Genomic DNA, 21,273 nt, shown 5'->3' on the forward strand with positions numbered 1-21,273 from the left:
CTTACCTCCGCATATAACCCTGACTAACGATATTCACATTTTCTATCCTGGTCATTTTTACTGCTTGCCCCCTGTCTGATCTTGCTGATGCCCGGGCAGACGAGCCTGCTTTACCCAGTGAATGATTGAGCGCTGCAGATAGCATATCCTCTTCTGCATCTCCAAAATCCCGAAAGATATAGTCTCTCACATTCCGCTGATCTCCACCGATACCATCCCAGTAATCTGTCTGATTCCGTGCATTAGTCAATTTAAAAGATGCCACCCAAAGCCCTTTCTTTCCCATAATTTCCTGTCTGAAAAAACCAACAGGTTTGCCATATGTACCATTATGTTCTGCTATGATTACTACATTCATATAAGGACGAAGAACATTGATCAGTAATTCCGAGGCAGAAGCTGTAACGTCTGTTACTAAAAAATAGACAGTACTCAGATTCAGATTATTACGGCGTTGAAAATTCACATCGTCAAAAGACTCCCCAGGTAAATTATTAGGTTGTGAGAGGTATGTATTTAGTATGTATTTATACATTAAAGCCCTGTCAGCTGTAGCACCAATTATTTTGTTAGCCATATATTCTACAGTGCTAACATGTCCTCCTGTGTTGTAACGCAAATCAAAAATGAGGTCCCTGATCTGGTTTTGCTCAAAATCGTCAAACACCTGATTTAACCGGCTTCGGTTGGCTTTTCCCTCGGGTACGGCTTCAAAAGACGAAAGCGCCAGGTAACCAATAGCTTTAGCAGGATATAAGAACACCTTATTTTTGATTATTGGATTAACTTCATATGGTGTTGATGAGATCGATTTAGTGGACTCATTGCCATCAGTGTGACGAACTTTGATTCGCATGCTGCTCTGTTGCATGGCTGCCAGCAACTTATTCACAACTGCCTGGCGAATCTTCTCGTCCGTAAACTTACAGCTCCCTGACTCACAGGAAACCGGAACACTGAAATCCTGATCGTCATCTATTCCCAAAATCACATCCGACCGTCTGATACCAGATTGAGCCGCCGAAGAGCCCCCTTCTGCATAATATATTATCGGGTAAGCAAAGTTTTCGTTCACTGCTCCTAATGATACAAAAAGACCAAAACCCCGGTTCACTTCTATGTCATCAGGTGAACTTCCAATCTTACTTATGTCTTCCAGATAAGAAAACCGATCGATACTCGCATTATAACCTGCGTGAAATGGGGTTGTCCTTTTTAAGGCAGTAAGTAGATCAACGGGTGACGCATACGAATCTGTAAATGAAAACAGAGCTTTATCTTCTGACATTATATTATCACTCCATAAGGAATAAAGCTTATAATAATGGAAAATACTGTCTTTCAACTGCTGGTCGGCCGCCCTTTCAGTGCCCTCGGAAATAGGTAACATTTCTTTTTTACAGGATATAAAAAACAGCAGAAAGAATCCATTTACTAAAAAAAACTTATAACCCAGGCCCCTCATCACGCTTATGATTTTCCAGTAAAACATAAAATCGATCTTGTCTCATTGCTGAACCCCAATTTGGGTGTGAAAAAGCGGTTTGATGCAGCATCAAACCGCTTTCATTATCATTTAATTACCCTAGATGGACAGCTTATAATTAGATGGCTGCACGTACGCAGCGAACGTTCTTGAAATTCGTCTTGATAACATCCAGACCAATAGCAGATACGTTCAGAAGGGAAACCCCAAGGGCTGCACTAGTACCCAGAATACCTGTATTTGCCGAATAATCCCAGGCTCCTACACCAGCTAATCCAAGTAAGTCCAGACCGGCAGTACTTGTCCATATTTGCGCGCTGTTTCCATAAGTATCGTTAAAATTCAGTTGAATAATGCCTTCTACCAAAGAAAGTCCAACACCTTCTCCATTATAGTTAAAATGCAGTCTGTTACTTGGATAAGGTGCGGCAGTTCCTGTCGCTGTATATTCAAGAAAACGGAGAGCTCCGACAGTTCCGGTTGTAAACGGCTGAGCGGGAGGTCCCAATAAGCCACCTACTAACAACCTAAAATCAGGTTCACTGGCCTGACGCCATATTCCAGCCGGATAAACCAGTGTACAAGGATCGCCATTTGTACCATAATCGGCGGAAACAATCCCTTTAAAAGAAAAGTAGCTGTCTCGTCGATTTGTACTCGCATAAGTATGATGAAAACGGTAAGGGTTGTGCCCACCAGGGTTATACAAATTGGCCCTCGCCCATCTTACGCCTGCAACTGTCAACGGTGATTCAACCAAATTAACTAAGGCCCTGTAACTGCGGCCTAATTGAGGCGTCACATTAAATGTAAAAACCGACGGAGTTGCACCTAATAAAGTAGCAAAAGATCTTATTGTTGAATTATCTATGTCAAGCGCCAAATTCGTTAACGTAACTGTAAGCGCAGCTGGAGTAGCTGCATCCGCGGTGTATATATAGGCTACTTTCGCATCATGATATGGGGCCAGCACATCTGAAAAACTAGCATAATTAACAACCTGTGTATAATCCACTAAATCAGATAGCGCACCAGTTTTAAGATTGATCGTAGCTGTCTTTAAAACTATCCCGGATACACTAACCGCAGCTGTATTTATATCTGCAAACATTCCCATGGTATTCAGTTCCACTGCAATACGGGCAAGGCTATGCTTAAAAGTTATGCCCAATGGACTATTACCATCCGGTCCGTTTGCAGGAATGGCGATTGTTCCACTTGCATATAACACATCTTTGCCTCCAGGCAGAGCAAGAGTTGGGGCTGCCGGATCTACATCTGGCACGGCATCTGTACTATTATATGAAATTGCATACCAATTATATGAAGTTCCTTTAGCAACATCCACTGCACCGGCAGTTCCCGATACCAATGGTGTGGAGCTTACGAACGTTCCATCTGTTTTATATAATAAAAGACGGTATTTAACATCTGTCGCCATAGCAGAGACAGCTAGTAAATCGCTCGTAGTTGATATTCCCTTCGGTACATTTCCAATAGCTATATTCGGTTGTTTTAACACGTCGCGCTCTACAGAAACAACGGCATCAAACCCAGGATATGTAATGATTTTTCTCGGTGTAGTGCCAGTCTCTCTGGCTACTGATTTGTTTCCAACATTAGCTTTTGGATTAATTAGAGTAACGCCTTCATCATCGTCGATACCAAGAACCTTCACCGAGATTTTACCGTCTAGTCTGGTCTCTCCTGGCACTTCATCTTCAGCCTTATTTTTCGAGCAACTCTGGAAAAGCTGCGCGGCAAATACAAATAAAACAGCTACCGCTATTTTAGGGATAGAATTTTTGTATAGTAATTTCATATTTTTTCATTAAAAAGTTCGTGATCTTTATTATAGGTCTCCATTAAAGGTAGTTCCGCCACCATCTCCCCAATCGTCAACCTGAGGTTGATATGGAGCACCCGAATTTCCTCCGGAAACCGTTACAGAAGCAGCAGCTATTCCCTGCTCCAGCTCTACGAACACTACTTCTAAAGCAGGTGCTTCGTATTTGATCTTTTTTTCCTTTTTCATTGGTATATGTTTATGTTTATTTTTTTCCTCATTTCTCCCCGCTCTTACGATGTTCTTATTTGTGTTGCAAATCACAAAGAGCATGTTCTGCATATCCTGATGAATATTTAGTTCTGAAATACCATTTGGTCAATGGCAGGCTACATGTTAAATATTGCAGCAATGGCAAAGAATATTCGCCAGGTTCTTTTCATAAGAAATATTATTTACCTACAAATTTAACCAATTGCCAGAAGTTCGGTCCAGCGAGAAAGACACATTTTGATGTTACATCAAATAGCCTGCACAAAGAAAAAAACACATAAAACACTGGTATACAAACCATAACAAGAAACACTTAGATTTACATGGAGGATAAAAAATTCACATTTTAACGGAGTTAAATTCCTACCTGAACTGACCGGACACTTCTTACTATATCGGCAGTCTTAACTCATTTTTTATCTTAACATTAGGTCCTGAAAAGGAGAATTTCACAACCATTTATTAATCTAAAATCAAACTTCACTTAATACTGCAGCAACATCTTTGTAGCAAAAAAAAACAAACTAATTATGGTAAGAAATCTACTATTAGCGGTATTATTGCTGTGTTTTTGTGTAAAAAATTCCCTACATGCACAAACTACACAAGCATCTATTTTAGGTATCATAACTGATGAACAAAAGAAGCCCGTTCCAGGTGCTTCTGTCCAGGTTAAAAACAATTCCACTGGTTTCACGACCAGAACATCTACTAATGCGCAAGGTGAATACACTTTTAAAGAACTCCCTTTAGGTGGACCATACTCAGTAAAAGCCAATTTTATGGGTTACGGCGAACAGACCAGAAACGGTTATAACTTGAACCTGGGTGACGTCGTAAGAGTTAATATTTCAATGCAGGAAGCATCTCAGGATTTGGAAGCAGTGCAGGTTGTCGCATCTGGTTTGAAAAATAAAGTCCAGAATTTCGGCGCATCAACTGAGATCTCAGCGAGAACTATGAATCAGCTCCCTGTTAACGGCCGAAACTTCTCAAATCTGATGGATTTGTCTCCTTTAAGCCGCGGCGGCGGTATTTCTGGGCAACTAGGCTCATCCACTAACTATACTATTGATGGTATGAGTGCTAAAAACCCTACATCTTCAGGTAGTACAACCAGTCGTAGTGGTGCCCCCTACTCTATCTCTATAGAGGCTGTGCGCGAATTCAAAGTAGTTACAAACCAATATGATGTGACATTAGGAAGAGCTGGTGGCGGTACAGTTACTGCGGTAACTAAATCCGGTACAAATACTGTTACCGGAAGTGCATTCATGTACGGAAGAGCAGACTGGTTATCCAGCCCTTATGATATTAGAGGTATCAGACGTCAAAATGATTTCTCTACTTATCAGTATGGATTTACTTTAGGTGGACCGATCATTAAAGATAAGCTCCATTACTTCATTGGTTTGGATCATCAGAAAGATTCACGTCCATTAATTATTGCCGACATCAATGGTCCTGCCGATGAAGCAAGATTTAGAATTACCAATGCTACTTTAACAGACTTTTTATCGATCGCGAGAAATAAATATGGTGTCGCAAATACCCCACAATATGGCACCTTCGATAAGAAACGTGGTTCTGATGCTGCATTTGCCCGTTTAGACTGGCAGATCAACGACAGAAACCTCTTAACCATTCGCGATAATTATACGAATGACAGAAATCCATTAGGATTAGGAGATAACACTGCGATCAACTTCTACGAAAGTTATGGAAATGATAAAAACGTTGATAATAGCTTACTGGCGACATTACGCTCCACCATTAGCAGCAAAATAACCAATGAGCTGAAAGTACAGCATCTATATACATTCCAGGCAAGTACGCAAAATGACGAGCTTAAATACGCTATTCCAAGAGCAGTAGTCGGAAACGTTCAGTCAACATTATCGGATGGTACGGCAGCAAATACAGCAATTCAAATAGGCGGACACCGTTTTGGTCAGGAAGGTTTTACCAATAACGTTTTCCAGTTAGTCGATAACTTCTATTATAACACAGATAAAGTCAAATACACATTTGGTGTAGATGTAATGTATACTAATGCCAAATCACTTTATGGTAGTGAGGTAAACGGAAGGTTTGAATATACCAACACAACTGCCGGCTCTTCCCTGGATAACTTTAGAAACCTGGTTCCAAACAGATTTTATCGTGAAGTACCTTTAGTTGCAGACCCAACAGTTAAAGCCGGAATCTGGAATACAGCACTTTACGGTCAGATGCAAACGAAATTAGCGAGAGGCCTTGACTTCGTTGGAGGTTTACGCCTTGATTATAGCTCTTATCCAAAATCACCGTTAAACGAAACCTTATTTAGCGAGCTGGGTGTTAGAACTGATCATGAATTGAAGCAGTTTTTAATTCAGCCAAGAATTCAGTTCAACTGGGATATTAATGAGAACAGAACTGATTTTCTTCGCTTTGGGGCAGGAATTTTTGGCTCAGATGTAAACAACTATGTAACGATTAACAACTTAACTTTTGACGGTAAACATCTTGCCACTGTAGATGTATTTAATAAAGACGTTCCTACACCTAATTTCCCGGGATACAGAGATGGTTCGGTTTCTGCTCCTACGTTAACAGCTTTACAATTACCAACGATCAATACTTATGCCGCAGATGCAAAAATACCAGTGGTATATAAAGCTAACTTATCATATAGCAGACTAATTAGCGATAACTTAAAAGTTGGAATTACAGGTTATGCAACATTAGGGCGCAACAATTATATGTATGTCGACAGGAATATGTCTGCCGATCCATACTTTACCTTACCTAACGAAGATAACCGCGGCGTTTTCGTACCTGAAATGCCAAGCAACGGTTCTCCGGACTGGAAAACCGGCCGTATCAGCAATAAATTCGGCCGTGTCCTGGAATTGAACAGTCAGGGTAAAGTAAATCAGTTTGCAGTAGTTTTAGACGCAACGTGGAAGTATTTCAGAGATGGTGAAATATCTGCAAGTTATACTTGGAATGACGCAAAAGATAATACCTCTTATAACGGTAACGTAGCAAATTCTGCCACTTTATCTTTACCGGTAAAAGATGACCCGAGAAACTTGAGCAACATGACTTATTCTGATAATCAATTCAGAAAAAAGATCGTTATCTATGGTACGCTTCCAACTTTCTACGGTGTAACAGTTGGGGTACGTTATTCTGGAATTGGCGGTACGCGTTATAGCTTGCTATCGGGTACTAACAACAACGGTGATTTTGTAGCCACCAATGACCTGGCTTTCGTCTTTGATAAAAACAATTCTGCTATACCACAGAATGTCCGCAATGGTTTACAAGCAATCTTAGATAATCCTAATGCAAGTCAGAGCTTGAAAGAATATATCAACAAATATTCGGGACAAATTGCGCAACGTAATGGTGGCGTGAATGATTTCTTTGGTATTGTAGATTTAAGAGTCAGTAAGAAATTCAAACTATACAAAAACCATAACCTGGAAGTTTCTGGAGATATCTTCAACTTTGCAAACTTACTGAACAAAAAATGGGGCGTAAATGAATCTTTAGGCACCCAGGCACTATATGCTTTAAATGGTAGCGCTGAGAAGCCAGCAACAGCTACTTCTCCAGCAGTGCCCGCAGTTCCAAATTACGATGCAACAACTAAGTCATTCAATTACAGAGTAAACAATGCTGGTATTGTTAATCCTTCAGGTAATCCTTATCAATTTCAAATTGGTTTGAGATACGGGTTTTAACCTTTGGGTTGGTGCTTAATATACTTAAGGGGGATCTGGACGGATCCCCCTTTTTTTATCGAAATTTATTTGGCAATTTCTAATTCTATGTTAACAAAAACACACAATTAACCTTTAGTTAACGATCAGTTATGTGCTTGTGTAGTCCACAATCAATTCAAAGTTCCTTCATTGTTCGTTCATGTTAGAAAAATAGTTTCCTGAAACTACAACAAACAGACCAGGGGATACAGTTCAAATGTTTCATTTATTCAAAAGACTTATTATTCGTTTAAGATTAAAAGTAACACGATAAATACAGTTTCAGTTGGAAGAACCACAACTCTTAATTCTATATTGTATTATCCAAAATATATTTACTGATCAGACTGTATGAAAAAAGTTTTAATCCTGTTACTTATAACTAGTGTCTTTGCCGGCTGTAGTTCACAAGATGATTTAATTGCAGAACCCGAAGCGGTAATAAAGGAACTTTCCCTTTCAATTAAACCGGGACATATTTACACCAGTAATATAGATTTCGAATTTGAAATTCTGGACGGGAATGGAGGCTATACCGTAAGTGTATCCGACGATGAGGATGCCAGAGCGACAGTCGAAGGAAATAAGGTAAAAGTAAATCTGCTCAAAAATACAGCGAGCATCACAGTCACAGATAAAGACAGTCAAAGTGCATCGGTTGTAATCAATTCGTCTGCAAAATCTCTCACCCCATCAGCATATGGGATATTCATTGATAATGGAACTTCATATACAATGAAGGATATCAACTTTGGAGAGGGAGGATACACTATTGAAAAAATAAAAGGCACCTCTGCCGAGGTAATAGTCGTTGAAAATGACGAACTGAAAGTTAATGCATTAAAGCCAGGAAATTCTTATTATAAAATAGTAGATAAAAGAGGTGCTAAAGCGAAGTTTGAAGTCTATGTGACTACTGCTTATGATTTCTACGGTAGAACCCTTGAAATAACAGCGATAAATGATCAAATCATCTCTGTCATCATCAAGCAGGGAGCTGGTGAGTGGAAAATAGTTGGAGAACAATCATCTCCTATTTTCAAGAAACTCACTATGATAGCAAAAGGCGACAAGGACAAAAAATACGACATTTTAAATATAGCCACATCGGAAAATGAGTCTAAAGGCATATTTACTATTCCATTACAAGACAAAGCTGGCAACAAGGCTTATGTAACTGTAAATGTGAAATAGGGATTCATTTACAGTCCTACGATCTTTACAAAATATAAAAAGATTCAGAAACCGCGGGCGCAGTATTCACTTCTTCGTTCAGTAAGTTTTTGATATTAATTTCAATGGTATTACAGATCGTCGTCATTGGAGTATCGGTAGGCAAATTACTGAACGGATTTTCAAGGTGGCTTGCGGTCTTCTCCAGCAGAAAAAAAGCTGCAGAAATCACCAGCAAAAGTGGTATTTCAAAATAGCTTTTAATATCGCGGAGCGAGATAGAAAGTGTAATCAAAAAGAGGTAGATAATTAAATGTAAAAAATACCTGTAAGTGGACGGAAACACAGTGCTTTTAATCCGCTCTGCCATTCCCATAGCATTAGAAAAATTAACCATGGAGTTGTTTATCTGAACATGATTAAAAACATGGAGCTTATCACGCTCTTTTAGATCTGCGACATGTTGCGCATTCAACTGGAGAATAGCTAAATGCTTATTGTGATGTTTTTCCAAGCTGTTTACGTCTTCAACGGATAAATATTCATTCAGATTTGCGGCACCGTCCTGGCCTCTTAATGATTGACTCAGGCTATAACACCACGCAATATGTCTGTATGCAATTTTCTTTATATCATCTGCATTAGGCTTGATAACAAATGACTGCAACTGCAGTATAAAACTTCTGCTATCATTTACAATACTCCCCCATATCTTCCTCGCTTCCCACCATCTGTCATAGGATTGATTGAGCTTAAAGGAAAGTATAACCGATATCGCCGTACCCAGAAATGCAGGAATACCTAAGGGCATCACCGGAATAAATTCTCTGAATTTGGTCGTAAGATAATAGACAACAAGTCCAATGATTAGTACATGAAATAATTCGAGTTTTACCTTATTGAAGATATAACTAAAAGGAATCCGCTTTTTAAGTAACATATATCGTTTTTTACAGCTTAGCAAATCTGAATCCATTATAGAACAAGTCGTTTAATTTATTTGCTATAGCACCTGTAAATGTCTGACTGGCAGACATCTGTAATTCTACGACCATGATGATATTACTGCCTATTTTTTACCTCAAAATCGGGAAATTGAAGATTCTTCCCTCCATCTTTTTTTATCGATTCCAAAAAGCGGGCGTGTCATCGTATGTGACACGCCCGCTTTAAGCATTTAATACGTTGATTTAGTAAGACTTAGTGAAATACAGTCAGATCAGGAAAGAAGATCTTACTAAAATCTACTGTAACGCCGTCTCCACCGTATTTTATTTTCTTAACTAAAGCACCAGTCGAAGCATTATAAATTAACAGGTAATTAACTGTTGAAGCAGCGCCGTAGCCCTGAATTCCATTAACAACAATATAATCTTTGTTTCTATCGTACCGGATAGCGCCATAAACCATAAATGGATCTTCAGTAATGGTAATAAAAGGCTTAGCCAATGTAGATGCATTACCGTCAATATACTTATAGATTGATTTGCCAGAATGATAAAAAACAGCATTCTCTTTCGTTGAAGCGGTTATTCTTGTAGGTGCATCTAAACCAGATGACCCTAGACTTACTGGAATAGCCACTCCTACAGTATCCAATTTACTATCGATTGCAATTAAGCGGCTACCTGTCGAGGCCCATACTTTACCATTTGGCGTCTCTGCAAAACCACGGCTCAGGTTAGAAAAACTTTTCACGAATGAATAGTTACTGGCAGACAAGATTTTAGCACCGTTACTTTGCAATACATAAACATAATCGCCATTCTTCAACATGTCACCTGTGTTTACCGCACTTACGTTAATCAATTTGTTCTGAATAGCAAGATTGTTTAAATCAATTTGGTAAACACCATCACCCGCACTTAAAAGTCCGCGGTTTCCGTCTACCTGAATAATACTTCTCCAATTACTGGTTTCCTGAACATATCTGGCTTCTTCTTTTAAAGTCGACGCGCTTACTTTAACAATCGGCCCGTTCATTTTGCTAATCAAGTAAATGCTGTTATTAATTACTGAAGCAAATTGCAGCGTGCTGCTTTGCGAATTATTTGCTAGTATTTTACCTGGATTTTCTTTTTCATAAGCCCTTATGCTCAACGTATCATCCCCGTATCTGTAGAAATTAATTGCTCCGGCATTTCTTGCATATGAACCTTCTCCGATAACGAAAAACCCATTGTCGTATTTGGCCCCTGAGGGATCAATTTCCGGACTATCAACATTGTCTTTTTTACAAGAGTATAAGCTTGTAGTGACAATTAATGCAGCAAAAAGTAGTTGTCTGATGTTAAATTGTTTCATTGTATAGTTTGTTGTTTATTTCTTTAGTAATTTGAGGTCTGCGGCGCCCGCAAATTCTGTTGATATTTCGCCGACAAAACGGGACCTCGGATTATTATTATCAGGGCTAAAAGGATTTCCATTACTGTTCTGTCCTGTATAAACCTTAACAAAATCGATCGCATCTAACGCAACTTTCTTTCCATTGCTATCTACAGCCCAATCGATGTCAAAAGTATTGTAACCGCGTCCAAACTGCTCCTGCAGGCTTAAATATTCACTCGATCCATTATCCGAGTATCCGATACCCAAAGGTTTATTTGTGATAATAGATCCTGGCGTTAATGTGTTACGAACTAAGGTACCGGTAAAAGATATTTCATCGGTAGTTGCCCAGCCCGGGTAATAATCCTGTTTATGAAACTGATTTCTCAGCACCAGACCGTCCTTACCCTGGTTGTCAGTCCAACGGATATCATCAGTCAGGCTTGCTGGTTTGTAGTAAGTGATCTTATAATTTTTAATGGTTGTTGACGCATTATAATCACTTCCCGCCAGCTCAAACCATTCATCATCTGGTAAGCCATTTTTATTTTTGTCCTGCATCACGCTCACTATGCCAGGTTCCGAAAACTCCACCCCTAACCCAATTAAGGGGTTGCCATGAATCCCCAGATCAACACCAGGTCCATTCGTAACAGCGTGATCGAAACCAAAGACGATATAACCACCATAACCTCCTAATGATACCAGCCCATTGCCCACAGCACCTACAAGAATATCTGTTTTGGCAAGGTCATTATTACCTCCCTCATTAGTAAATTGTCCGGGAGCGGGTCTAAACTCATAAATTTTGTTTAGATAAGGTGATTGGTTTACCACAGGAGGTAATTCTCTCTCTCCTTCCGTTTGTTCTTTCTTACAGGAAAAAGTAACGATTGATAGCACAAAGAGCGCTGGAATTAATTTTATTCTCATAGGAAGCGAAAGTATTATCCCTGACGAAATGCAAATATGAGTTGCAACCCCACAGCAAACAGTTAAACAAGGAAATGAAATACAATATTTTAAGTCTCATCCTAGCTTCAATCCCCGGAAGCTATGAAATCATATTGCTAAAGGCAGGTCTCCTGACTCACGCCCGACTTTCAAGCCTTCCCATTCTGTCGAAGCAGAAAAGTGGCTAGATTAGAAAATCGTTATGGCGCTTACAGTTGCGGGACAGTTACAGATTTTCACTGTATTCCCTTTTAATCCTGGGCGTTATTCCTGGAACCAAAAGCGCCGCAAATGTAATGAAATAATGTAGAAAAAAAACTGATATGTTTGTCTGATAAAAAAGATGCTCGTTATCAGTAAATTAGGTGAGTATTATCATTTTCATATCGTAATAACACAGTAACTTTAATAACTCAACTAATCAAACCAATTCTATGAGTGATCAAGATCTTAAAACTATAATTGTGTTGACCGATTTCAGCAGTTGTGCACGAAATGCAGCTGAATATTCTTTGGTATTAGCCGGTAAGTTTCAGGCTAACCTGTTGCTGTTCCACTCCTATTTCATACCAGTTTCTACCTTTGACAACTGGCCTGACACTGATTACCCTGCACTCCGGGAAAATAGCCTATCCAAATTGAAAAGGGAAGCAGAACGCCTTAATCAACTTACAGCTGCATCAGAGAATGTATATCAACCAAAGATAGAATGTCTTGTCGAAGGAGGGTCGCTTGCAGACAATATTACCAATCTGATTACCGAAAGAGAAAATATTTTGATGGTCGTTATGGGAGGTTACCGTGCACGTAACAATGATGATTTCCAGTATGGAACGGTCATCAGCGACATACTTGGTAACGCTAGATGTCCGGCAGTCATTGTACCCGAATTTGCATTTTTAACAGATTAATCAATATGGATTAGCTATCGTTCAAAATGTCTTAGATTACACTCCAGCTCCTTGTCCCAGTTCCCTGTAATAGCCGCGGCTTTATAAGTTGATACCAGAAACTGCATTAGTAATTCCTCGGGATTTCCTGAGCGCTGCACTACATCATAAGTAAGGAAAAATTCGCCCATTTCTTCACTATAAAATGCTTCGGCGGGCTGTACAGATTGCTTTCCAAACCCTTCAGGAGTCGGATAACAATAAGAATAAAATGCCGGTGACGGAGACAGCTCACTACCTGGCCAAAAGCCACAACTACTGACCTCATGGGAATATGCTTCCTGCATGACCCTATCTGGCATATTTGGTGCTCCGCCCTGATGGATTGGTGCCTCCCTACCGGAAAAACGGGTCACAGCCAAATCAAAGGCACCCCAAAAAAAATGCACAGGGCTTACCTTCCCCGTGAAACCGGCCCGAAACCTGGTGAAGACTTTTTCTATTTTAACTAGAGCCATCCAAAGTAAGTTCATTTGAACTGCGTCATAACTTTTATGTATTTCGTCCTGCATAAAAGGAATTGCAGGGTCAACCTCATTGGGAGAAGCATAAATGGCTACTTCAATTCCCATGAGTTCAAGTTTACTTAAAAGCTCCTTATAAAAACTAGCTACAGTGCGCGGATAAAGCAATATGATCTCTCGCTGGCCGTCACTCGAAGAAACGATCAACTCATGCGATATGAAATCAAGATCCAATTGAAATATACCATTGGAATAAGGAATGCTTCCGGTAGTGAGGCCTCTCGAAGAGACATAGAGTGTTACATGCCAGGAGTGATTGACCCAGGGAGAATTTGACAGCCTGATTTTACCAACAATCTGTGTCCATAAATGGACTGTTGCGAGTGTATTATTATACTTTTCGTAATCTAGTACCGGCCAGGATTGAGTGGTAGTTTTCATGATCGAATTATCTGAGGTTCAGATACAAGATAAGCAATGCTCAAGGGAATTTAAATAATAAGACAAAGTTAAAATCAGATGGATAATGCATCAATGGCTTTTTGGAAGTATAAAATGGAAAGTAGTACCGGAACCTTCCACACTTTCACACCAAATAGTTCCGCCATGCCAACCGACAATGGTTTTAACTATTGACAGGCCGAGTCCTAAAGTAGGCTCGCCATTCAGGCCAGGCCTGCGTGAGGCAGTAAATTCCTCAAAGATTTCGTCTAGCTGATTTTCAGGAATACCTATACCGTTATCAGAAAAGCTAAATTGAACCTGATCTCCAGCATCTATCACTTCTAAAATGATTTCTCCAGGTGGCCGGGTAAATTTCAATGAATTGGAAATCAGATTATTTATAATCTGCATGAATTTTGCATCATCCAGTTCAATAAATATTTCCTCATTTGATCTCAGCAATCTGAAACTGAGTTTGGCAAGATCTTCCGATCGTCTGCATTCCTCCAGGTATTCATTGAGTTTACATACGATGTCTACTTTTTTCTTAACTAAAATCACTTCGGTGGTTTCCAGAAACTCTCTGTTCAATAAGTCTGCTATCAGATCAATTGCCTGCTGAAGAATCCCTGCAATGTATTGCGTTTTTTTCTGTATTTGGGGTTCCTCTATTTCACCATCTATTAGCTTGGTAACCGACTTGGCGATATTCAGTGGTCCCCGCAGGTCATGGGCAAGCATATGTAATATTGAGTTCTTCTTATTTGTATAACGGGCAATAATCTCATGATTAGCAACTTCATCTGTAATCTCGGTTATGCTTCCCAGTAAAATAAGATTTCCATGCTGACTGGCTATAAACGGGCAGATCTGGAGCCAACGAAACCCCAGGGTCGTATCAAACTTTATTTTCACGCTGCCGCTGAATTTTCCTCCAATGGCTTTGTCAAAAACATTTTTTAATTCTGCCCAATCATCGGGGTGAATGGCGGACATCAGTACATCATGCAGTTTCAGATTAGCTTGCTGATCAATAACCCAATGAAAATCAGGATGCAGATATAGAAGTTCGGCAGTGACGACCTGATAAGCAAAATGAACATTTGAACCAAAAGGGTAAGTGGCAGATGATTGTAATTCGATTTCCATTTAAGTATAAAATAAGCAGTAGCAAACGAATAAAATATTTTATAACAGGGCTATTATTTTAGCTTCCAGATCATTCATATCAAATGGTTTTGCGATGTAATCAGAGGCACCTGATTTCTCTGCAATGATATGACCTTCTGCACTGGCAGAGTACATAATTACCGGTAAAGATGAAAACTTCGGCTCCGCTTTAATCGTCTTTAAAACCTGGTCTCCGGAAAGAACAGGCATCCATATATCCAATAATAACAGATCAGGTTTTTCTGACTCCAGCCGTTTTAAAACATTTACACTATTTGCTTCTGTAAACACATCGAAACCAAACTCTTCAATGATCATTTCCATCATTTCCAATATCCCGTTATCATCGTCACAAATCATAATTTTCTTAACCATTGCTCGCCTCTCCCGTATAATCCTTTATTGGTAAAGTAAAACTAAAAACAGAGCCCTCTCCTATTTTGCTTTCAGCCCATAACGTACCTCCATGGTTTTTAACGATCTGATCACAGATATATAAACCAATTCCCATACCAGGATAGCGTTTTTGTATCTCACCAACGCGGTAGAACCGCTCGAATATTTTTTTCAATTCACCTTCTTTAATCCCCATACCTTTATCCTTTACGGAGACTTTAACAAAGTTACTTACTTTAGATACGTAGACCTCGACCTCATGTGATTCAGGCGAATATTTAATTGCGTTACTGATTAAATTGGTCAGAACCTGGACTAAGTGCATTTCGTCGCCATTAAAAACGGCTTCAACTTTACCTTTTAAAATTATGTTATAACCCGGTGTCGCAGCCTTTAGCCCGTCAATAGTATCAATGACCATCTTATCGAAATCAAAAGATTCCATATGTAATTCCAGATTACCGGTTTGTATCCGGGACACATCGAGCAGTTCCGCCAATAATTGGTTCAACCTGTCTACATAAACCCCAGTCTTATCGACCACTGATCTGAACTTATCACTCACAGTTTCGGGCATCAGGCGTTGCATCATTTGTACGTAGCCAAGCACGGTAGTCAAAGGGGTTTTCAGTTCGTGGCTCGCAATAGACAGGAAATCATCTTTGCGCTGTTCTATAGCTTTACGCTCAGTAATATCTTCAATAGCCAGTAGAATTCTATCCTTAAACTGCCCCTCCAGTTCAATCCGATGTGCATTCAGCAACATCAGCTTCTTTCCGATATGAGGAAATTCATGCTCCACTTCATAATCCAGTACAGGGTTGTTTGTAGGAAGAATTTCCAGCATCATCTTTCTAAGTTCAGGGATGTCCCATTGTCCGTTTCCTAATTCATACAGCATTTTACCCTTAGTTTCACTAATAGATACTTTAAATGTATTCAAGAAATGACTATTTGCACTCAGAATATGGTAATCCTTATCCATCACCAGTAAGCTCTCTCTTATAGTTTCTACAATACTGGACAGGTATTCTTCATTCTCTTTCAACATCCGGGTTCGCTCTACGACTTTACGGTCTGTCTCATTATAATATAATTGTAAGGCCTGTTCAGCTTTTCTTCTGTCTGTGATATCATTCTGGATTCCAATAAAATTGGTTACGCATCCTTTATCATCCTTCACGGCAGAGAGATATAGTTCATTATAAAATAGCTCACCACTCTTATTGTAGTTTCTAAATTCAACCATACAGCTCTCTCCTCTGGCGATTGCTTCACGCACCGTTTTTCGGGATTCCTGTTTGCGATCCTGATTTTGCAAAAAACGGCAATTATGCCCAATGATCTCTTCACGGCTATAACCAGAAAGCCGTTCGAATGCCGGATTGCAATAAATGATAGGATTATCAGGCAATAGATTATCGGTAATTACTATCCCGGTATTCGCTGCTTCCACTACTTTTTCCAGAAGCACCTGATCAGTTAAATTGGGTTTGATATTTGAATTCATTAAAATACACTACATTATAAAGCTCATTTTGTTTATATCATTTGTAAAAACAATTGTATGCCTATATTAATTAATTGTTTACATACGATCTTTTTCTCAATTTGGATTAGAGATATTGACTAAATAAAATGATATAAAAATATAACGTCTCCTGTATAGGCAGGCTTGGCGTGATCTTTTATGATAAGTGTGGCTTCAATAATCACTTTAGTGGTACCTCTAAGATTTACTATCGACTTAAGCTTAGCTTTTAACTGCACTTCACTATCTACTACTACAGCCTGACCGAATTTAAACTGTTCAATCCCGTAATTTATTTCCATCTTAATATTCTGAACATCAGCAATTTGTTTCCATAAATATGGAATGAGTGATAAGGTTAAGTATCCATGTGCAATAGTCGCACTAAATGGCCCCTCTTTTTCAGCTCTTTCTTTATCTACATGAATCCATTGATGATCGAGAGTCGCATCGGCAAACTTATTTATTTGGTGTTGATCTATTTTATGCCATTTCGAAACCCCTATTTCTTTGCCTAAATAAGATTTATACTCTTCAAAATTTCTAATAACTAACATATTTATATTCCTTTTTTATCGATTTAAGTTGTTTCAGTTCCCATTTGCTACACGCCAAATCCGTGCCGTGATAGTATCATAATATAGCAATTGAAATTGATGTCCCAAATCATCTGGTCACAAATTTCTGTGCGGCATAAAAATTCATTAAAGTATACCGTTTAGTTTAAAGAATACTCGACCTACTTCCTTAAAATCTTCTCCATTCCCCTACCCTTCGCCAATTCGTCAATCAGCTTATCCAGATAGCGTATCTTTTGCATTATCGGGTCTTCAATTTCTTCGACACGGTAGCCACAGATTACACCAGTGATTTTTGAAGTATTAGGATTTATCTGTGGTGCTTGCTCAAAAAAGGTTTCAACATCTATTCTGCTATCTAGTTTTTGTTGCAATGTTTGTGCATCATATCCCGTAAGCCAAAATATAATCTCGTCTACTTCATCTTTTGTACGTCCTTTTTTTTCCGCTTTTTGAATATAATGCGGGTAAACCCCAGCGAAGGGCATTTTAAATACTCGGGTATTTTCCATATCCCATCCTAAAGATTAAGGGTAATCTTTTTATTCGTTTTAACCGCCAGGTAGATCGCGTCAATGATTTTTAAATCTTTCAAAGCTTCTTCGCCATCTACAGGCACAACTGGGGGGGTTCCTTCTAGAATGATCCCAGCCATTTCTTCCATCTGTACGGTTTGATGAGTGGTTACAGGCTGGGTTAATTCACCTTTATTTGTACGGCCTTTAATTGGACCATAACCGGTAGAGGGCTGCAGTTCTGCAAATCCTTTATCGCCATTCAGGAAAAACCGGTCCAGATTATTCATGTTATATGTTGATAAGCAAGAAGCTGTCGCGCCGCTGGGAAACCCAAATTGAAATTGAATAGTTTCATCAACCCCCTCTTTAAATAGTACAGGATCTGTTTTGGTTTCTTGTGCGGTGACCCATACAGGTTCTTCACCAACCATATAACGCGCACCGTTGATAGCGTATATTCCAATATCCATAAGCGCTCCACCACCAGCCATTTGTTTATTCAATCGCCATTGTTTAGGATCACCAATTTTAAAACCACACAAGCCCTGAAAGAATGTAATTTTCCCAAAATCTCCATTCTTTCTCATTTTAATAATTTCAAGTGTTTTGGGTTCAAAATGCATACGGTAGCCAACCAGCAGTTTAACGTTTGCTTTTCTACAGGCGTCAATCATTTCCTGTCCTTCTCTTGCATTCAAAGCCATTGGCTTTTCGCAAATTACATGTTTACCCGCTTTAGCTACACGTATTACGTGGTCATGATGTAAAGCATTAGGCGTTATCACATATACGGCATCAATATCAGGGTTTTCGATGATTCTGTCAAAATTCTCATAATTGTAACAGTTCTTCTCTAAAATCCCATACTTGCTTTGCCAGTCTTTGACTTTCGAAGGCGTACCGCTAATCACACCGACAAGTTTAGCTTTAACACATGATTGCATCGCTTCGGCAACACGGCTACCGTACCCGCCCAAACCCATTATCGCTACCCGCAAAACTGGCCCGTCATAAAGTTCATTATATTCATTCTTACCGGCAGCCCAACTATTAACGGATGCCAGATGTAAGGCCAGGGCGGATCCGCCTAACTTTTGTAAAAAATCCCGACGTGAATTCATAAGTTTAAATGTATTTAGTCTGTAATATAAGTTTTATCAAGAACAAATATCACTCCGTACAGTTTCAACTAATTATAGTACAACACAATACAGGAAAAAATTAAACAAACACGTCAGCCTGCCTGCCGCTAAAGTTTTTCCGTGATTATCTCTACTTTACCTCCGTTTTTAAACAGATCGTGAGAGATAAAATAGCCTTTATTTTTTTCTCCATTAACTTTTATTTCGGTAATAGCCCTTCCCTTTTCAGGTTTTGTGATCGTTAGTACCTTCCCATTTGGCGTTGTCCATTTAACCTCGTCAAATAGTGGGGCAGTCACGATATACTCGGCATCGGTGGCCGAAAATGGATAAAAACCTAATGCAGTAAATACATACCAGGAGGACAATTCTCCAGCATCATCCATACCACAAAGTGCTAAACCATGCTCACCTATACCATATAAATTATTCAGGATGTTATCAATTACTTTCTGGGACTTCTCAGGTTTTCCAATAAAATGATAAGAAAATGGTGCTTCATGATCGGGCTGATTACCGTGGCAATACTGCCCGATCATACTTTCCACATTTCTGGCTATATACTTTGGATTCCACGGCAGGGTAAATAACGAATCCAGCTTGGACTCAAAGCCTTTATCTCCTCCGTATAACGCAATCAGACCTTTCATATCATGAGGTGCGTAAAATGATACTTGCCAGGCATTAGCCTCACGATACATGTACTCATAGTAGGGATATTGTGGATTAAAAGGTGTGATCCAGTCTCCATTTTCCAGTCTGCCCCTCATAAACCGTGTAGAAGGATCAAACATATTTTTATAATTATTAGATCTTGCCATCAGGATTCTGTAATTGGCTGTATCACCTAGCTTTTTTGCCATCTGCGCAAGCGAATAATCATCATAAGCATACTCCAGGGTTTTAGATACTCCCGCTCTGGCCTTGGTTTCCACATGAGGATTATCGACATCCGGATCAGATATAAAACCCTTTTTAAGATATTCATCCAGGAAAGGACGCGCTCCGGGTGATACATTTGCATTTCTTAACAGAATGTCGTAGGTACCTTTAACATCAAAATTATCGATCCCCCTCAGATAAGCACCAGCAATGGAGGAAGCTCCATGGTCACCATGAAAAAAGGTAGGAATAAATCCAGTCTTGTCTCCGACGTCCTTCATTGATTTAATCACGTCAGTAGTAACCTGCGGAGACATTAACCCTAAAAGAACATCCTTATTGCGGTAAGTATCCCATAAAGACGGTTCGGTATAGTATTTGTAATTATCTGCTTTGACAACTGTATGCTTAGCATCTTTAAACTCACCGTTCACATCACTACGCAGTGCAGGCCACAGAAGTGAGCGATACAAAGAAGAATAAAGCATCACCTTTTGTTTCTCTGTTCCACCTTTCACTTGAACGGCCGACAGCATTTTCTCCCAGGTCTTGTGTGCCTCACTACGAATGGACTCAAACGATTTATTACCGATCTCTTTATCCAGATTCGCTTTTGCATTGGCTGTGCTTACAAATGACAATCCTATTTTAAGCTCTACCGGGCCTTTTCCTCCATCCGCCAAGTGCACTATTGCATAGCCGTCTTTTTCGCCTGTGGATTTGATTTCCAGCTTTTCAATATCTGTATTCAGAACTGCGTAAAAGTAGACGTTCTCTCCCCCTTGAAATCCTTTTAGAGCAGATTTACTTACCTGCTCAATATTCCAGTTATTTACGCCACTAAGTGCTTTTGATAAGTCGAACAATACCTGTCTGCTATGATTATTAGTATACTCATAGCTATGATAACCAGTTCTTAATGTTGATGTCAGACGGACATTCACCTTATAATCTTCAAGATATACCTGATAATAACCTGGCTCGGCGCTTTCGTTTTTATGAGAAAAACGGGAACCTGCTTTTGAGCCTGGATTTGACATAGGCAGTACAGGAATATTTCCTAAGTTCCAATGTCCTTTATTCGTATGAGTAAACCCGACTATTACAGAATCTTCATATTCATACCCGGCACCCGCCGGCTGGTATTTTGTCATAGGGCTGAGCTGAACCATTGCATTTGGTAATGAACTACCTGGAAAAGTAAGTCCAGACCAAGCTCTCCAGTCTTCTGGCAACTCAAATCCAAGAATCTTTGGATCTGTAACTGCCTCTGTTCCGATAAAAGTATTTACATACTTCGTATTTGTTTTGCTCGTCTGACTCTTAACTGCGGTAGATAAAAACAGGATTATCAACAGCAAACTCGTGCATCTTTTTTTCATATTAAACGATTTAGCTTCTATTTGGTCGCACAAAATACTTAAAAAGAACTTTTGATAATTA

At 39.4% G+C, this 21,273-nt stretch carries 17 protein-coding genes and 1 riboswitch; of the genes, 3 read left to right on the forward strand and 14 right to left on the reverse strand.

Annotation, left to right across the window (positions count from 1 at the left end; all coding sequences use genetic code 11):
* Position 1: 1 nt before the first annotated feature.
* From BM192_RS02505 to BM192_RS02515, 3 genes are all read right to left on the reverse strand, one after another.
* Positions 2–1,390, reverse strand: coding sequence for a S41 family peptidase (locus tag BM192_RS02505; RefSeq protein ID WP_157282960.1), 1,389 nt, complete (start codon positions 1,388–1,390; stop codon positions 2–4).
* 214 nt (positions 1,391–1,604) lie between these two features.
* A complete protein-coding gene (locus BM192_RS02510) occupies positions 1,605–3,308 on the reverse strand; it encodes a fimbrillin family protein (RefSeq protein ID WP_037444800.1) in 1,704 nt (567 codons plus the stop codon).
* A gap of 30 nt (positions 3,309–3,338) precedes the next feature.
* On the reverse strand, positions 3,339–3,521 hold the full coding sequence (locus BM192_RS02515) for a hypothetical protein (protein ID WP_037445124.1): 183 nt from the start codon (positions 3,519–3,521) through the stop codon (positions 3,339–3,341).
* A gap of 554 nt (positions 3,522–4,075) precedes the next feature.
* On the opposite strand from BM192_RS02515, the gene BM192_RS02520 reads away from it, so the two are divergent.
* Both BM192_RS02520 and BM192_RS02525 read left to right on the forward strand, forming a co-directional pair.
* Positions 4,076–7,279, forward strand: a complete 3,204-nt coding sequence (locus BM192_RS02520) for a TonB-dependent receptor (protein ID WP_081857579.1) — start codon at positions 4,076–4,078, stop codon at positions 7,277–7,279.
* Positions 7,280–7,651: 372 nt separating this feature from the next.
* Entirely contained in the window at positions 7,652–8,494 is an 843-nt protein-coding gene (locus BM192_RS02525; RefSeq protein ID WP_037444805.1) for a hypothetical protein, read from the forward strand.
* A 25-nt stretch (positions 8,495–8,519) separates the two neighbouring features.
* On the opposite strand, the gene BM192_RS02530 is transcribed toward BM192_RS02525, so the two are convergent.
* From BM192_RS02530 to BM192_RS02540, 3 genes are all read right to left on the reverse strand, one after another.
* A complete protein-coding gene (locus BM192_RS02530) occupies positions 8,520–9,413 on the reverse strand; it encodes a bestrophin family protein (protein WP_074963873.1) in 894 nt (297 codons plus the stop codon).
* Positions 9,414–9,673: 260 nt separating this feature from the next.
* Positions 9,674–10,777: a DUF5074 domain-containing protein gene (locus BM192_RS02535; RefSeq protein WP_037444808.1), complete on the reverse strand. Its 1,104-nt coding sequence runs from the start codon at positions 10,775–10,777 to the stop codon at positions 9,674–9,676.
* A 15-nt stretch (positions 10,778–10,792) separates the two neighbouring features.
* Positions 10,793–11,734, reverse strand: coding sequence for a hypothetical protein (locus BM192_RS02540; RefSeq protein ID WP_037444811.1), 942 nt, complete (start codon positions 11,732–11,734; stop codon positions 10,793–10,795).
* A 125-nt stretch (positions 11,735–11,859) separates the two neighbouring features.
* Positions 11,860–12,051: riboswitch (cobalamin riboswitch) on the reverse strand.
* Positions 12,052–12,189: 138 nt separating this feature from the next.
* On the opposite strand from BM192_RS02540, the gene BM192_RS02545 reads away from it, so the two are divergent.
* Entirely contained in the window at positions 12,190–12,666 is a 477-nt protein-coding gene (locus BM192_RS02545) for a universal stress protein (RefSeq protein ID WP_037444816.1), read from the forward strand.
* 14 nt (positions 12,667–12,680) lie between these two features.
* Here BM192_RS02545 and BM192_RS02550 read toward each other — a convergent pair whose 3' ends face one another.
* The 8 genes from BM192_RS02550 to BM192_RS02585 all read right to left on the reverse strand — a co-directional run bounded on the left by BM192_RS02550 (position 12,681) and on the right by BM192_RS02585 (position 21,212).
* A complete protein-coding gene (locus tag BM192_RS02550; protein WP_037444819.1) occupies positions 12,681–13,610 on the reverse strand; it encodes a DUF5996 family protein in 930 nt (309 codons plus the stop codon).
* A gap of 90 nt (positions 13,611–13,700) precedes the next feature.
* Positions 13,701–14,762, reverse strand: coding sequence for a sensor histidine kinase (locus BM192_RS02555; protein ID WP_051760293.1), 1,062 nt, complete (start codon positions 14,760–14,762; stop codon positions 13,701–13,703).
* A 39-nt stretch (positions 14,763–14,801) separates the two neighbouring features.
* On the reverse strand, positions 14,802–15,158 hold the full coding sequence (locus BM192_RS02560; RefSeq protein WP_037444825.1) for a response regulator: 357 nt from the start codon (positions 15,156–15,158) through the stop codon (positions 14,802–14,804).
* Positions 15,151–16,689: a sensor histidine kinase gene (locus BM192_RS02565; protein ID WP_037444827.1), complete on the reverse strand. Its 1,539-nt coding sequence runs from the start codon at positions 16,687–16,689 to the stop codon at positions 15,151–15,153. The genes BM192_RS02560 and BM192_RS02565 overlap by 8 nt, the downstream gene beginning before the upstream one ends.
* 119 nt (positions 16,690–16,808) lie before the next feature.
* Positions 16,809–17,267 carry a MaoC family dehydratase gene (locus BM192_RS02570; RefSeq protein WP_037444829.1) on the reverse strand — a complete coding sequence of 153 codons (459 nt, stop codon included), beginning with the start codon at positions 17,265–17,267 and terminating at the stop codon, positions 16,809–16,811.
* 182 nt (positions 17,268–17,449) lie between these two features.
* Positions 17,450–17,800, reverse strand: coding sequence for a DUF2200 domain-containing protein (locus BM192_RS02575; protein ID WP_037444832.1), 351 nt, complete (start codon positions 17,798–17,800; stop codon positions 17,450–17,452).
* A gap of 8 nt (positions 17,801–17,808) precedes the next feature.
* The gene (locus BM192_RS02580; protein WP_037444835.1) at positions 17,809–18,927 is read right to left on the reverse strand and encodes a Gfo/Idh/MocA family protein; all 1,119 of its coding nucleotides are present in this window, start codon (positions 18,925–18,927) and stop codon (positions 17,809–17,811) included.
* Positions 18,928–19,055: 128 nt separating this feature from the next.
* Positions 19,056–21,212 carry a GH92 family glycosyl hydrolase gene (locus BM192_RS02585; protein ID WP_037444837.1) on the reverse strand — a complete coding sequence of 719 codons (2,157 nt, stop codon included), beginning with the start codon at positions 21,210–21,212 and terminating at the stop codon, positions 19,056–19,058.
* Between the last annotated feature and the right edge of the window lie 61 nt (positions 21,213–21,273).

Origin of the sequence: Pedobacter antarcticus, assembly GCF_900112985.1 — a bacterium.
GTDB lineage: Bacteria > Bacteroidota > Bacteroidia > Sphingobacteriales > Sphingobacteriaceae > Pedobacter > Pedobacter antarcticus.